We start from the raw sequence: 15,099 nt of genomic DNA on the forward strand, positions 1-15,099 counted from the left end.
GACATTAATCCAGTCAGCAAAGCTGAATGGGCTGGATCCCTATGCCTATTTAAGTGATGTGCTGAAAAGGTTGCCGACACATAAAGTGACTCAGATTGAAGAATTGCTACCACACCGCTGGAAACCTAAATCGAATTAAAAAATAGGCATGGGGTTCAGCGGACGCTTACGATCTAGAGAAAAGGCTTCTGATTGAACTACAAGATGTCGAGTTTGTCAGAAGGTATGCTGGTGTTCTCAAAGAGTTAGGCCTCGAGGTATGATATGCAACTAGATTAGTTGTTATATAGAACTAATCTAGTTTTGTAATAATTTCAATTTGATTGCAAAGAATTAAGCGGCAGATAACTCATCTGCCAACTGCTCTGCCTGTTCCAAGACAGTCTCTGTTGCAAGCAAAGCCATATCAGGTGGATAGCCATACTTCTTGAGTAATCGCTTCACGATGACTCGTAGCTTCGCTCTAGCGGCTTCCTTAATAGTCCAATCCAAGGTTACATTCTTACGAATGGAATCAGTCAAAACGACAGCGAGCTCTCGCAGGATCTCCTTTTGCATTAACTCTCGAGCACTGTCATTGTCTGCAACTGCTGAATAGAAGGCGTATTCGTATTCAGTTAGGTTGAGTTCTTCTGCCAGCTTGTCTGACTCTTGGATGGCTTTAGCCAACTTGATGAGTTCATCAATCACTTCAGCTGCAGTCAGTACCTTGTTCTGATAGCCCTTGATCGCAGAGCTCAGCATATCCATGAGCTTTTTACCTTGCGTGACACTCCGCTGTTCTCTTACCTTGATCTCATCACCAAGTAGCTTCTTCAATGTTTCAAGTGCAATGTTCTTGTGCTTGTAGCCTTTCATCTCCTGCATGAACTCATCGGAGAGAATTGAGATGTCTGGCTTCTGGATTCCTGCTGCATCGAAGATGTCGACCACTTGTTCTGTAACAAGTGCTTGGTCAATGGTTTGCTTCACTTTAGCTTCAAGCTCAGCATTGCTCAGTCCTGAGATTTTGCCTGAACCATCACTGAACTTGGCCAGTCGTGCTTTCACAGCCTGAAAGAATGCAACCACTGGCGCTGCTTCCATCGCATTTGGATGAGGTACAGCTAATGCAAATGCCTGCGACATGGCTGATACAGCATTAAGGAATCGTGTCTTACCTTCGCCCTGATCTACACCGAGGATGTGTTCCTCAGCTTCCAGAATGATGTTCAGCTTACGAGAAGTATTGGCTGTGAAGTATTCTTGGTAATTGAAGCCATGCATGATGCCATCAATCACTTCGAGCTTCTCTTGCAGGATGGTTGCAGCTTCGTCTTGCACTAATGCAGGATCACCCTTACCACCTGCCTCAGAGTAGAAGGACAGAGCCTCTTTCAGATCTGATGCAATACCGAGGTAATCAACAACCAAACCACCAATTTTGTCTTTATAGACTCGGTTCACTCGTGCAATGGCTTGCATGAGGTTATGACCTTTCATTGGTTTGTCGATATAGAGCGTGTGCATACTTGGTGCATCGAAACCAGTCAGCCACATATCACGAACTATCACGAGCTTCAACTTGTCATCATTGTCCTTCATACGATTAGCCAGAATTTGACGCTGCTGCTTGGTCGTATGGTGCTTGGCAATCTCCTCACCATCAGAAGCAGATGAGGTCATCACCACCTTGATTACACCATCATGCAAGTCATCGCTGTGCCATTCTGGTTTGATTGCTACAATCTCGTTGTAGAGAGCTACAGCAATCCTACGAGACATGCTGACGATCATGCCTTTACCTTGGTTTGCATTGGCTTTTAGACGCTGCTCAAAGTGTTCTACGATGTCTTTGGCAATCGCTTTGATGCGCTCTTTACTGCCGATCAGCCCTTCGACCCTTGCCCACTTCGCACGCTCTTTTTGTGTTTGATTTAAGTCGTCTTCACTGAACTGTTCGTCAAATTCCTCAATCAGTTCTTTGCCTTCCTCACTGATGGCAATCTTGGCGAGTCGGCTTTCATAGAAGATCCGAACAGTGGCGCCATCCTCAACAGCCTGTGAGATGTCATAGATGTCGACATAGTTACCAAAGACTGCAGGCGTGTTGACGTCAGTCTTCTCAATTGGTGTTCCTGTGAAGCCAAGGTAAGTGGCATTCGGTAAAGCATCACGCATGTACTTGGCAAAACCATAGACAGTCCGCTTACCGACAACCTTGCCATTCTCGTCTTTGACATCGACCTCTTTTGCATTGAAGCCATACTGAGAACGATGTGCTTCGTCTGCTATGACGACAATATTTGTGCGGTCTGAGAGCTGCTCATAGACACTGCCACCATCATCAGGTTGGAACTTCTGGATGGTAGTGAAGATCACTCCACCTGAACCCACCTTTAGCAGCTCTTTGAGCTCATCTCTATTCTCTGCTTGCTTAGGTGTTTGTCTGAGTAGTTGGCTTGATGCTGCAAAGGTTCCAAAGAGCTGATCATCTAGGTCATTACGATCTGTGATGACCACAACAGTTGGATTATCCAAAGCCAAGACAATCTTACCTGTATAGAAAACCATGGACAGAGACTTGCCTGAGCCTTGTGTGTGCCACACAACACCTGCCTTTTTGTCACCTACTGCTTGCTGCTGAACCAGCTCCAGCTTGCTTCTACCTTGCTGTTGCATGGCAACTTCTGCAGACTTCGAGTCCGAGTTCACTGCAGACGCACGAATAGTTGAGAGCACTGCTGCATTCACGGCATAGTACTGATGATATGCAGCCATCTTCTTGATAGTCTTAATGGTAATTAAGCCATTAGCATCTTCTTGTTTGTTGGATTCAAACACAATGAAGTGTCTGATCATGTCCAGTAAGGTGACTGGATTGAGCAAACCATGAATTAAGACTTCTAGCTGTGCCTGCGTATTCTTTGCTTTGGTTTGACCATTAGAAGTCTTCCACGCCATGTAACGACTCAGGTCTGCTGATACAGTCCCTGCTTTCGCCTCTAAACCATCAGAGATGATGTTAAAGGCATTGTAGGTGAACAGACTAGGGATTTGGCTTTGATAAGTCTGGATCTGCTTATATGCGCCATCTACAGTAGCATTTTCATCAGTAGCGTTCTTGAGTTCAATGACTACCAATGGTAAGCCATTCACATACAGGATCAGGTCTGGTCGTCGGGTCCAACGATCTTCTTTGATGGTGACTTGGTTGATGACCAGAAATTCGTTATTGGTTGGTTCATTGAAATCAATCAGCCAGGCATATTCACCTTGAGTATTACCATCCTTACTGACTTCGATGTTTACACCTTCGGTCAGCAAGCGATGAAATGCTTGGTTGTTACTGAGCATATCCGGGGAGTGCAGATTGGTGACTTGCTTCAGTGCTTCAATGCATTTGTCTTCGCTCAAATGAGGATTCAGACGTTGTAATGTTTCAAGTACCTTGGCTTCCAAAATGACCTGCTTATAGCTTCGTAGAGGGTTACTTCCTTTGGATTCAATCTCAGGTCCATACACATAGGTATAGCCCATTCCCTCCAGTTGCTCTATCGCCATCAGCTCAATGTCTGATTCAGTCATCTTTGGCACTAAGACCCTCACATTATAATTTTGAAAAGTTATGAACTTAATATAGCAAAAAGTGGATAAAATATGTGTTTTTGGCTATTTATATCAATTCGTTAGGTTGATTTTTTGGTTTAATCTATCTTTGAAATAAGGATAATATGATGGGTTCTAATGCAATTATTATTGGGGAAGATGAACAACACCCTTTAGTAGAGATTTCAGTTACAGATTCCAAACAGGAAAAAGAATATAAGAAAATTCCTTTCTTGGATGCTCTTTCAAATATTGCCTCAGTTGCTGCACAAGCTGCTCCTGCATTAATGACGGCAGCAGAGGTTGCTAATAAGCATATTATGGAAGTTGTGATTCATGGAGATTTAGCCAAAGCTGCTGATGGAAATGGTTTAAGAGCATTCTCTCGGGCTACAAATGGAAAATTTACAGAACATGCTCGTTTATATCATGCTGATTCATTATCCAACTTAGTAAATGCTGCTGCTGTTTGGCAAATTGCTTCTGTAGTAGTTGCACAAAAGCATTTAGCAGATATCAATAGAAAGCTGGAAGATCTACAGAATGGTGTAAACCGGATCAGTGACTTCCAACATACTGAACGTAAAACAAGAATTCTAGCGATCTTTGATAGCTTAAAAGAGAAGATAGAATTTTTAACTATCGCAAATCCAGAACAACGCAAAGGTATTCTTAATGCCTCTATTTTGTCGAAATATGATGATGATCTAAAACAGATCTACTTACACCTTAAAGCTGATTTAGAAAAATATGGCCTACAAAAAGTCGAACACAAAGAAATGTTTGGAACAGCAGACCTAAAGGTAGATATTGAGAAAAAAGTAAAAGAAGTAAATGAACTAGCTGAGCTAGCATTCCTGTGTTTGAGTTTGCGTCTAATTTGCTGTCACTTTATGGATCACTTAGGAGATATGGATTCAATCAAAGGATTGATTCAACAGCGTATTGTACAAGAGCTAGAAAATTTAACGCTTTTAAATACTCAGCTAAAAGAGAGTATTGTCGGTGAAATTAACGCTATGAAGTCTTGGGTTAATAAGGCTCAAAAAACATTTGATCATAAAACGAGGGGAACTAATACAGGAATGTTGCACCTTGGTTTTGGATCTATAGGAGGATGTCTAGCCAGCTTTGCAGCAACAGCTACGGCAGTAGCCGTGTCTGGTAGTAATATGCCTAGTATCTTGGATAAAAGAAAACAGGAATTACTACAGACAGTAGAAAAATTCTCAGCGAACTTCACTGAAAAAAGTATGTTTGCGAAAGAAATAGCGGAACAAGGTATCCAAGCTTTAATGGCAAAAGAACCTCCAATCAAACTAGCTTTCCAAAAATTAGATGATCAACATCTTCTATGTTTGAATACAGGAGAAAAAATCGCAGTCTAATACAGTATGGGTTTTAAGTAGCCTTTTTGATTAAGGCTACTTTTTCTGTATTTGGATAAAGTCAGTCCATCGGCACAGCGATCTTGTGAATCTTCCAACTTAAGCCATCACGAACCATGAGCACTTTGACTTCTTTGGATTGATCCTGATCTTTAATGACCACCTCAAAGTCATTTAGGGACGTGTAGCCTGCTTCATACTCTGGCTTAGGTTCTTCATTTTCTTGGTTTGATGAATCTTGCACACCCATTGACTGCTGTGCTGATTGTTTTAGGTCTTTGCCTTTGAGCATCAAGGTCATGCCTTCAGGAATGACAATACCATCAATCATTTTGTCGACCATAGTTGAAGCCAGCATTGCACCTAATGCTGCAAATCCATCATTGTCTTGATTCATCACTTCCTTAGCCATCTTGGCATTGAGTTGGTCTTTGAAGCTCTGACGAACACTAGGATAGTCAATGTACTTCGATACTGTATCGCTATCACCTGCCTGTGCTGCTTTCTTGATGTTATTGAGTGCAAGGTATGGCGTTGCATACAAGTAGCCACAGATCACGACTACGATTGCAATGATTGCCCCTATCAGCTTCTTATTCATGTTTCCCCCTGGATGTAAAAAAGGTGAAGCCATCAAATGACTTCACCTCAATGTTATGCAACTTCTTCTGTTTGATATTGGATTCTCACTTCACCGCTCATTAGCTTAGGAAGAAGCGTATCTCTTAAGTTTTCTAGTGTTTGAATTTGCTCGACATTTAATTGCATGCGCTTAAACCATGGGTTGACTAACTGATGGTATTCATTAATACGATCAATACAGGTTGGTATAGGCAATTTCTTAATCAAAATTTGACTAATGTTTTGCTGTGCTGAACCAACGGCTTGATTGATTAATTCATCTTTCTGGTTTTTGACATACATAAAGATGAACGTATATGGATATGCTTCATTCTCTTTGAGAGCACAAACTGCTTGATTACAAGTCATTGTTTTAGTAATCAAAGCATATTCACCTACTGTTGCTCCATACATAGCAATCAATGTTGAATACGCTGGCAATAGCTTTGCAGAAGACCTCTTCACAGCCTCATCTGTAATCATTTCTTCTGTTTCAGTGATGAAAGATCCGTTTAGCTCTTTTGATTTGACCCAATGTATTGAGCCACTTTCATAGTAAGACATCTCTTTTCTAGATGGTGTCCCACCACTTGATGTTTCAACTACTGAGCCTAACTCAACGTATTCCCAATCCTCTTTCGCTTCCTCAATAAACCATTGACGAAACAGTGTTTCAGCCATGGCTTCCAATGTCTTATTCTGACGATGCAGTAAGTCAATCTTGTCATCTAATGATGAAAGGACTGAGGCTATGGCTTTTTGTTCAGGGAGAGGTGGTAGAGGAACTCTAATATCACGAAGAATGGATAATGTAAGAAATCTAGTTGCTGACCCTGCTGAGTTATTCTTTAACTCAAGCAACTTAGTCTTGAGATAATAGAACAAGTACTTGTAAGTAGTTACAGACTCATCATCAAGTGTTAGTACATATGTTCTTTGATAGGCATCAAACTTACCTTCATAGTACTTAAGACAAAAGTTCCCTTCAGCATTATTACCTGCCAAAAGCAGAGCCTTAGTATCAAATGAAAATTGATCAATGGACAAAGTTTCAGGAGAGCAAGTGAAGAACGGATACTTGCCCGTTTCTACTGCTGCATTGGAGTTCAACTTACCTGTTGTAAGATTAACTAAATCCAATAGGCTTTGCTCATTCATACAATCACCTTTGCCAAATTCTCAGCAATGGCTTGATTGAGCTTTTCTTCCTCTGCAAGCTGTGCCTCAAACTCTGCCTTTAGGCTTGTAAAGCGTTCCTTAAAGTCAAACTCATCTTCATCATCCGCTAAACCAACATAACGACCTGGTGTCAGTACATAATCAAGCTCAGCTACTTTCTCAAGCGGGACAGATGCACAGAAGCCTGCAACATCCTCATACTTACCATCTTGGTTTCTCCAATTATGGTAAGTGTCCGTGATCAGCTTAATGTCTTCATCAGACAACACTTTGGTTCTGCGGTTAATCAAATGACCTAGGTTACGAGCATCAATGAATAGGATTTCATTGCTGCGGTCTTTGTACTTGGTTGAACCAACACGGTCACGACGCATAAACCATAAAGCAGCAGGAATCTGTGTATTCAGGAATAGCTTGGCGGGTAGGTTCACAATACAGTCAATGACATTGGCATCGTTTACCAAGGCTTTACGAATTTCACCTTCACCACTGGTTTTAGAGGTTAAAGCACCTTTAGCAAGAACTACACCAGCCTGACCTTTAGGACTCATGTGATACAAGAAGTGTTGCATCCAAGCAAAGTTAGCATTACCTGCAGGAGGTGTACCCAGTGACCAACGAGCATCACCTACCAACTGTTCACCACTCCAATCAGAGACGTTGAATGGTGGATTGGCAATGATGTAATCCGCTTTGAGGTCTTTGTGTGCATCGTTGAGGAATGAACCTTCAGAGTTCCATTTCACATGCTCTGAGTTGATGCCACGAATCGCTAAGTTCATCTTAGCGAGTCGCCAAGTGGTTTGGTTACTCTCTTGTCCATAGATGGAGATGTCATCGACTAAGCCTTGATGCGACTCTACAAACTTCTCAGACTGTACAAACATACCACCTGAACCACAGCAAGGATCGAATACACGTCCTCTGTATGGTTCAAGCATATTGACCAACAGACTGACAATGGATTTAGGCGTGTAGAACTGTCCACCTTGTTTACCTTCAGCTAAAGCGAACTCACCAAGGAAGTACTCAAATACATGCCCTAGCACGTCGGCAGAGCGAGACTTCGCATCACCTAGTGCAATGTTACCAATCAGGTCAATCAGCTCTCCTAGGCTCGTAGGATCGAGATTCTGACGTGCATAGACCTTAGGAAGTACACCCTTCAATTGAGGGTTGTCATTCTCAATGGCTTCCATTGCATCATCGACTAACTTGCCAATATTAGGTTGTTTTGCTTGGTTTAACAGGAATGACCAACGTGCATTTTCAGGAACGAAGAAGACGTTGTATGCAGTGTATTCATCACGGTCTTCAGGGTCAGCTCCTGCAAACTCTCCTTCACCTGAAACCAGTAAGTTGTAGTGAGCTTCGAATGAGTCAGAGATGTACTTCAAGAAGATCAAACCAAGGACGACATGCTTGTACTCTGCAGCATCAATGTTCTTACGAAGCTTATCTGCTGCTTTCCACAGTACAACCTCTAATGGTTCTTGTTTGGTTTGCTTTGGAGCACGAGCCATAAAATCAACCTGCAATGAATAGCTTATCTAATATTTGTTAATTGAATAGTAACCAATTATCTATGCGTGCGTAAGCATGCAGATGACATTATTTGTCGTACACCTCCAGTGAGGTGGCGATAATGCGGGAAAGTTTGCAATAGCCTTTATGGGAACCATAAGGTTTATTCACCATTCATCGAAATAGTCTTGAATCTGTAACACATCCAGTCATATATTTGATTACGTCACAAAATCAAAAAAGTAGATGAGTCATGAGCAATAATCGTGGAGGAAGCCGAGAAGGTTCCGGTAGAAAGCTTAAATATAATGAACCTACAAAAACGGTAAGAGTACCTGTATCTAAAATCATAGAGATCAAAAATTACCTCAACGAGGCAGAGAAGCAAAGCTTCAATGATGTGGCATCCATCACGCTTGTAGATCCTACAACACTTATGCATATTCCTTTGGCTTCAGAAAAAGTTGCTGCTGGTTTTCCCTCCCCTGCTCAGGACTACATCGACAAAACACTAGACATGAATGAACACCTCATTAAAAATGAAGCTGCAACATTCGTTGTGAAAGTCGCTTCACTTTCCATGAGAGATGCAGGTATTGAGATTGATGATGAACTGATTGTAGACCGGAGCATTGAAGCCAAACATGAAGACATCGTGATTGCACTGATCGACAATGAGTTCACCGTAAAACGTCTCATGATTGAAGGTGATAATAACCATTGGCTTAAAGCAGAGAACCCTGAGTATTCTGACATTCATCTAAAGGATGGGCAGGAAATGGTGATTTGGGGTGTAGTGACTTTTGTCATCAAGCCATTCAGAAAGCGTTAATACTTTATTGGTTTCATGCTCATGCAAGCATCTCACCAGAAGATCTACGCTTTAGTAGACATCAACAACTGCTATGTCAGTTGTGAACGCATCTTTAACCCAAGTTTGAACAATAAACCTGTCATTGTGCTATCCAACAATGATGGCTGTGCTGTAGCTCGATCTCAGGAAGCCAAGGACTTGGGCATCAAGATGGGTGTTCCTCTCTTTCAGATCAAGAACATCGTAGAGCAGCATCAGGTGCAGGTGCTATCGAGCAACTATGCACTGTATGCAGAGATGTCTCGCAGATTCATGAAAATCCTGTCCGATTTCGTATCTCCCAAAGAACAGGAGATTTACTCAATTGATGAGTGCTTTCTGGATCTGACAGCTCATTCAGGGAATTACGACTTGACTGAATATGCCCATCAGATTCGTCAGCGTGTGTTTTCTTGGCTTGGTTTACCTGTATGTATTGGCATTGGACGTTCAAAGACTGAAGCGAAACTAGCGAACCATATTGCCAAGAAGAACGCTTACTTCAATGGTGTTTGCAACTTGGTTTCAATGGATCCATGCTCTGCTGAAACTCTGCATCAAGCCATAGATGTTGGTGAAATCTGGGGCATAGGCCGAAAGCATTCCAAGAAGCTCAACAGCCTTGGGATTCATTCAGTTATGGATTTTGTCTTGGCTTCCCCTCTGATGATCAGAGACCAATTTTCTGTAGTGATGCACAGAACTTTATTGGAACTGCAGGGAATTGCTTGTATTGAACTGGAACATACGCCACCAGCCAAGAAGCAAATCATTGCTAGTCGTTCTTTTGGTCAACGCATCTACCACATTGATGATCTTAAAGAAGCCATGTCATTGTATGTCATGGATGCGATTAGCAGACTGAGAGATGATAATCTGTTGTGTGGTTGTTTGATTGGTTTCGTACAATCAAACCCATTTGATAGCTCAAAGCCCTTCTACAACAAGTCTTTATCCTTGGCTTTACCAGAACCTACCGACAACCTGTTGGTGCTCTCTAAACTCGCTACAGCGATGATTGATGGCCTGTATGCAAAGGATATAGCATTCAAGAAATGTGGCGTGATTCTGACGTGTCTCGAACCAAAGGCAAGTCATGTGTATGACATGTTTACCGACATGAAGCATATCGAAGTCAGTAATGCCTTGATGGATTCCCTTGAAGCGATTCATCTTAAGTATGGCAAAACCAAGATTGCCTTGGGCGCGAGTTTAATGCCGAACAGAACATGGAATATGTCACGAAATCGGCTAACACAGAACTACTTTAAATGGGATCAACTGCTTTGTGTGAAGTAAATGTCCTGCCTATAAATTGATTTCGTTTTAGTTTCTAACTAGAGCGGAATATCACTTATAAATACACTTTTAGTTGTTCAAACAAGTGGTACCACCTCTGTTGGGACAAATTGATCTAAAGCCATCAATATAGTTTAACTAAGGCTATTCAATGCGGAGTTTGCTGAAGTATGAGATACTGCTCAAATTCATCAATCGGCATCGGTCTACCAAACAGATAGCCCTGGTAATGATAACAACCCTGTTTTTCTAATACATCCCGTTGAGCTTCGGTTTCTACACCTTCAGCCAGCACAGAAATTCCCAAAGTTTTTGCCAAAACAATGATCATTTTGGTAATTTCAGCATCATTGGCACTCACCATAATATCCCGAACAAAACCTTGATCGATTTTTAATTGATCAATCGGAATCCGCTGTAAATAAGTTAAAGAAGAATATCCTGTACCAAAATCATCTAGAGAGAACATCACCCCGTAACGTTTAAGAACCGTCATTTTTTCAATAATGTCTTCTACCCGCATCACTAAGGCGCTTTCGGTAAGTTCAAGTTTGAGTAAGTGTGCGGGAGCTTGTGTACGTTCCAGAATTTCGAGTACGTCTTGAACAAATTCATCGCGAGCAAATTGGCTAGCACTGACATTTACAGCCATGCTGAGGTGAGCAGTTTGCGGATACTTGGCCCAGTCACTCAATTGTTGGCAGGCACTTTCCAGTACCCATTGACCCAGAGTAATAATGAAACCATTTTCTTCTGCGACGGGTATAAAACGAGCAGGGGAAATCATTCCTTTAACTGGATGCAGCCAACGTAACAAGGCTTCTACTCCTGTCACCTGTTGTGCACCATTCACTTGTGGCTGGTAATATAATACCAGCTGGTTTTTTTCTAGTGCTTGACGTAATCCGGTATCAATCTCAGCACGCTCCTGAACCTGAGATTGAATCTCAGGATCAAAAAAGCGATAAGTATTTCGACCATAATTCTTTGCGTCAGACAGTGCCATATCAGCACGTTTAATTGGATCTTGGATATTTTCACATGCTTCTATCCCAAATAGGCTGATCCCAATACTGGCTGAATTATGATATTCAGAGTCGGCCAAAAAGTAAGGTTGAGTGAGTGTCTGTAAAATATATTTTGCGGTTTTTTCTAGTTGTGGGATAGCTTCCATCTCTGAGCTTCCAAGATGATCAAGCAGAACCACAAATTCATCACTTCCCAGTCGTGCAACCATTTGATTGGCTTCTACGCATTCTAGCAGGCGAGTTGCGACTTGCTGTAATAAGTAGTCTCCGGTTTCATGGCCTGCAGTGTCATTTATAGCTTTAAAATTATCCAGATCTATTAACAGAACAGCGCCGAGCTGTTTTTTATTTTTTGTATCTCTCATGCTCTGTTCAAGGTGTTCCAAAAATAGGCTACGGTTTGGCAGTTTAGTCAGAGAGTCATAAAACGCTAGCAAGTGTACTTTTTCTTCTGCAGCTTTATAGGCAGAAATATCGTTAATCGTTGCAACATAATGTGTGGTTTGGCCATGCTCATCACGTACAGCAGCAATCAAGATGTGTTGTGGATACAGTCCGCCATTTTTGCGCTTATTCCAGATTTCACCCTGCCAAGATCCTGTCGTGCGAATATGGTTCCACATGCTGGTATAGAAGTTTTTGTCATGCAGGCCTGATTGTAAGATTTTAGGTGTATAACCAATCAACTCTTGTTCACTATAGCCAGTAATTTCTGTAAAAGCATGATTAGTGCGTAAAATAACCAAATGAGGATCTGTAATCATCATCCCGACTTGAGAGTTAAATGCGGTCGCTGCAATACGCAGGTTTTCTTCTGCTTTTTTACGTTCGGTAATATCACGTGCCGAGCAGAAGAATACCTCATCATCATCAAGATGCACCAGGATTGAACTGACTTCTACCGGATAACACTCACCTTGGGCGTTTAGATAACAGGTTTCAAAGCGAATACCTCCAGGTGTAGAAATCCCTCTATTGATCAGCTCTTGCAACTCAGCCTTATTATAGTCGTTATCCCAGTAACACAGGGTTTTGCCCAAGGCTGCCTGCGGAGTACTACCAATCATGCGAAAAAAGGAATCACTACCTTGAAGAAGCTTGCCTTGGCGATCTAGAACATGAATACCATCTTGTGCATTACGTAACAGCATCCGACTACGACGATTGGTCAACATATTTGCCCGAATTTGCCGCCAAAGTAACCATCCAGCAATCGTGGTCACCGCAATGAAGAGTAATCCCAGCAAAACGGCTTTAATAACATCTTCATACCATTGGGCCAGATAGTCTTTTTCACCGAAGGCAACAACAACAAAAATAGGCATGCTACTTAGCTTGCGAAAGTTACCAATACGCGGGATTTTATCTGTAGTTCGTCGAGTATAAATAGTGCCAGACTGTGCGCCGGAGTGAACCAGTTGTGACAGTTCCGGTGGCCCCCCCACAAAACCCACCTTTCCGTTCGGTGTTTTAAGCATGGGATTACGTGCAATAACTCGCATATCTAGGTCTTGTAACAGTACCACTCCTTTAGGGCCTACATCCAGTTCTGCAATCAGATGATTAAAGTAGCTAGCAGGTAAAGCAGTGATAATCATGCCTGCAAAAGTTCCATCACCCTGATTGTAACGTCGTGCAAATAGATGAACCCAGCCTTGGCCATTTGGATCTCTCATCAGCTTGGTGACAAACAGTTGATCCGTACTTTTTTGTTGGGCCTCTTTAAAAAAACTATAATTTGCATAATTAGACCTCTGACCGTCCATATCATGATCAGCGAATTGGACTTGACCTTTTTCATCGGTAATGTGTATTCGAGCAACAGAACCGATCCAATCTTTTTGTTTTTGAATAAAGATATTCATCTCTTTATGATTTATTTGTTTTTTTTCACGTAATTCTTTTTCGATATAGGTTTGTAAGGTATATAAAGACAAATTGATTTCTTGAGTACTGCTGCTCACGCTTTTTTCAAGCAGTGAGGTTAAATTTTCCACACTGATCCGAGCTTCAGCTTCTTTGCGCTCATGTGAAGTATGTAAGGTATAGACTAGTAAGCTGATCATGAACATATTCATGATCACTACAGTCAGGACAAGAAGTTTAAAAATAGATTTTTTTTTTGCAGCATATTTGCTCTGTGAGATAGAGAGATGGATCCGGAAATTTGAACAACTTCTATAAGTGATATTCCGCTCTAGTTAAGCCACCTTGTTTTGTTGGGGTAGCTGATCATAGTAAAACTCATTGGGTGTCATTTTGTCTAGACTCGAATGAGGTCGTTTCAAATTATAAAACTTGAAATATGCACTCAATTGCTTTTTTGCATCTGTGACACTGCTATAAGCTTTGAGATACACCTCTTCATATTTAACGCTCCGCCATAATCGTTCAACCATCACATTATCAATCTATGAGCAGTATACTGCGCAAGTTTACCATCCATACTGATTTGAATGCCATTTGATTTCAATACATCAATAAATGCATCACTCGTGAACTGACTGCCTTTGTCTGTATTAAATATTTCAGGTGATCGGTAATCCTCCCATAAATAACCGAAGTTAAAAGTAGAGGTTAAGCAGCCATTAGAGGTGGCTTTCCTTTGTTAGCTTGATGTGGTCTTTCATGGTTGTAATGCCACAACCAGTTTGTTGCATAATCTTGTACTTCATCCAAAGTATCAAATAAATGCTTGCTCAGCCAACTATAACGTATAGTCCGATTATAGCGTTCAATATACGCATTCTGCTGTGGCTTACCCGGTTGAATATATTCAATACGAATACCGTGCTCAGTAGCCCAGCGCACAAATTCGTGACTGATAAATTCGGGACCATTATCGCATCGGATCACTAACGGTTTTTCTCTCCACTCCAGCAATTGATTCAACGTACGAATAACCCTGATTGTGGGCAATGAGAACCCTGCGTCAATGGCTAGGCCTTCGCGGCGGTAATCATCAATCACATTCAATAATCGAAACTTGCGACCATCGGAAAGCTGATCATGCATAAAATCTAATGACCAAACCTGATTTTCTCGGATTGGTTCTTTCAATGGTTCAGGCGCATGCCGTTTTAGTCTTCTTCTCGGTTTAATACGCAGATTCAGTGCCAACTCACAGTAAATGCGGTAAACCCGCTTGTGATTCCAGCAGCAACTCTCAACATGCCGTAAATACGAGAAGCACAAACCAAAGCCCCAATCGGAATTTTCCTCAGTGAGTTCAATGAGCTGTTCAGCAATGAGTGCATTGTCATCGCTGAGTTTGGCTTGATAGCGGTAGCAGGTTTCACTAATGCCAAATGCTTTACAAGCCAAACGAATACTAATGGCATGCTGGGCAACTGCCTGTTGTGCCATCTTACGCCGGCAAGATGGCTTTACCCTTGCGCAGCAGTGCTGCTCATTGCCATCGCTTCCTGGATGATTTCGGCCTTTAATCGCTCTTCCGCATACATCTTTTTAAGTCTGGTATTTTCGGCTTCTAGGGTAATCCTCCCTAAAAATAATTGAGTTTAAAAGTAGAAAATCGAATAACCTTGATTTAAGGAGATTTTCTATGAAAACATCTAAGTATTCAGACAGCTTGATCATGAGTATCTTGAAGCAAGCT

At 41.7% G+C, this 15,099-nt stretch carries 9 protein-coding genes and 2 pseudogenes; 4 read left to right on the top strand and 7 right to left on the bottom strand.

Annotated elements, in window-relative coordinates; all coding sequences use genetic code 11:
• Window positions 1-139: transposase domain-containing protein (locus FTU98_RS12915; RefSeq protein WP_180051513.1), on the top strand; the 139-nt coding region annotated here is incomplete at its 5' end.
• Between the two features lie 194 nt (window positions 140-333).
• On the opposite strand, the gene FTU98_RS12920 is transcribed toward FTU98_RS12915, so the two are convergent.
• Window positions 334-3,567 carry a type I restriction endonuclease subunit R gene (locus tag FTU98_RS12920; RefSeq protein WP_218948288.1) on the bottom strand — a complete coding sequence of 1,078 codons (3,234 nt, stop codon included), beginning with the start codon at window positions 3,565-3,567 and terminating at the stop codon, window positions 334-336.
• Between the two features lie 149 nt (window positions 3,568-3,716).
• Between FTU98_RS12920 and FTU98_RS12925 the strand changes: the two genes are divergently transcribed.
• On the top strand, window positions 3,717-4,976 hold the full coding sequence (locus FTU98_RS12925; RefSeq protein WP_180051515.1) for a hypothetical protein: 1,260 nt from the start codon (window positions 3,717-3,719) through the stop codon (window positions 4,974-4,976).
• A 61-nt stretch (window positions 4,977-5,037) separates the two neighbouring features.
• Here FTU98_RS12925 and FTU98_RS12930 read toward each other — a convergent pair whose 3' ends face one another.
• The 3 genes from FTU98_RS12930 to FTU98_RS12940 are packed head-to-tail and all read right to left on the bottom strand — an operon-like array spanning window position 5,038 to window position 8,299.
• The gene (locus tag FTU98_RS12930) at window positions 5,038-5,577 is read right to left on the bottom strand and encodes a DUF2939 domain-containing protein (protein WP_180051516.1); all 540 of its coding nucleotides are present in this window, start codon (window positions 5,575-5,577) and stop codon (window positions 5,038-5,040) included.
• A gap of 53 nt (window positions 5,578-5,630) precedes the next feature.
• Window positions 5,631-6,755: a restriction endonuclease subunit S gene (locus FTU98_RS12935; protein WP_180051517.1), complete on the bottom strand. Its 1,125-nt coding sequence runs from the start codon at window positions 6,753-6,755 to the stop codon at window positions 5,631-5,633.
• Window positions 6,752-8,299, bottom strand: coding sequence for a class I SAM-dependent DNA methyltransferase (locus FTU98_RS12940; RefSeq protein ID WP_180051518.1), 1,548 nt, complete (start codon window positions 8,297-8,299; stop codon window positions 6,752-6,754). The genes FTU98_RS12935 and FTU98_RS12940 overlap by 4 nt, the downstream gene beginning before the upstream one ends.
• A 254-nt stretch (window positions 8,300-8,553) precedes the next feature.
• On the opposite strand from FTU98_RS12940, the gene FTU98_RS12945 reads away from it, so the two are divergent.
• Window positions 8,554-9,132 (top strand): LexA family transcriptional regulator, encoded by a 579-nt coding sequence (locus FTU98_RS12945; RefSeq protein ID WP_180051519.1) that lies wholly within the window; start codon window positions 8,554-8,556, stop codon window positions 9,130-9,132.
• A 15-nt stretch (window positions 9,133-9,147) separates the two neighbouring features.
• Window positions 9,148-10,452 carry a Y-family DNA polymerase gene (locus FTU98_RS12950; protein ID WP_180051520.1) on the top strand — a complete coding sequence of 435 codons (1,305 nt, stop codon included), beginning with the start codon at window positions 9,148-9,150 and terminating at the stop codon, window positions 10,450-10,452.
• A 148-nt stretch (window positions 10,453-10,600) separates the two neighbouring features.
• Here the strand turns inward: FTU98_RS12950 and FTU98_RS12955 are convergent, their stop codons facing one another.
• The 3 genes and pseudogenes from FTU98_RS12955 to FTU98_RS12965 form a co-directional block, all read right to left on the bottom strand.
• Window positions 10,601-13,546, bottom strand: coding sequence for an EAL domain-containing protein (locus FTU98_RS12955; protein WP_180051521.1), 2,946 nt, complete (start codon window positions 13,544-13,546; stop codon window positions 10,601-10,603).
• Between the two features lie 135 nt (window positions 13,547-13,681).
• A pseudogene (locus tag FTU98_RS12960) lies at window positions 13,682-14,022 on the bottom strand (transposase); the annotation flags it as partial.
• Between the two features lie 35 nt (window positions 14,023-14,057).
• Window positions 14,058-14,974, bottom strand: a pseudogene (locus FTU98_RS12965) (IS3 family transposase); the annotation flags it as partial.
• Between the last annotated feature and the right edge of the window lie 125 nt (window positions 14,975-15,099).

The sequence above is a fragment of the Acinetobacter sp. YH12211 genome, assembly GCF_013418015.1.
Classification (GTDB): Bacteria; Pseudomonadota; Gammaproteobacteria; order Pseudomonadales; family Moraxellaceae; genus Acinetobacter; species Acinetobacter towneri.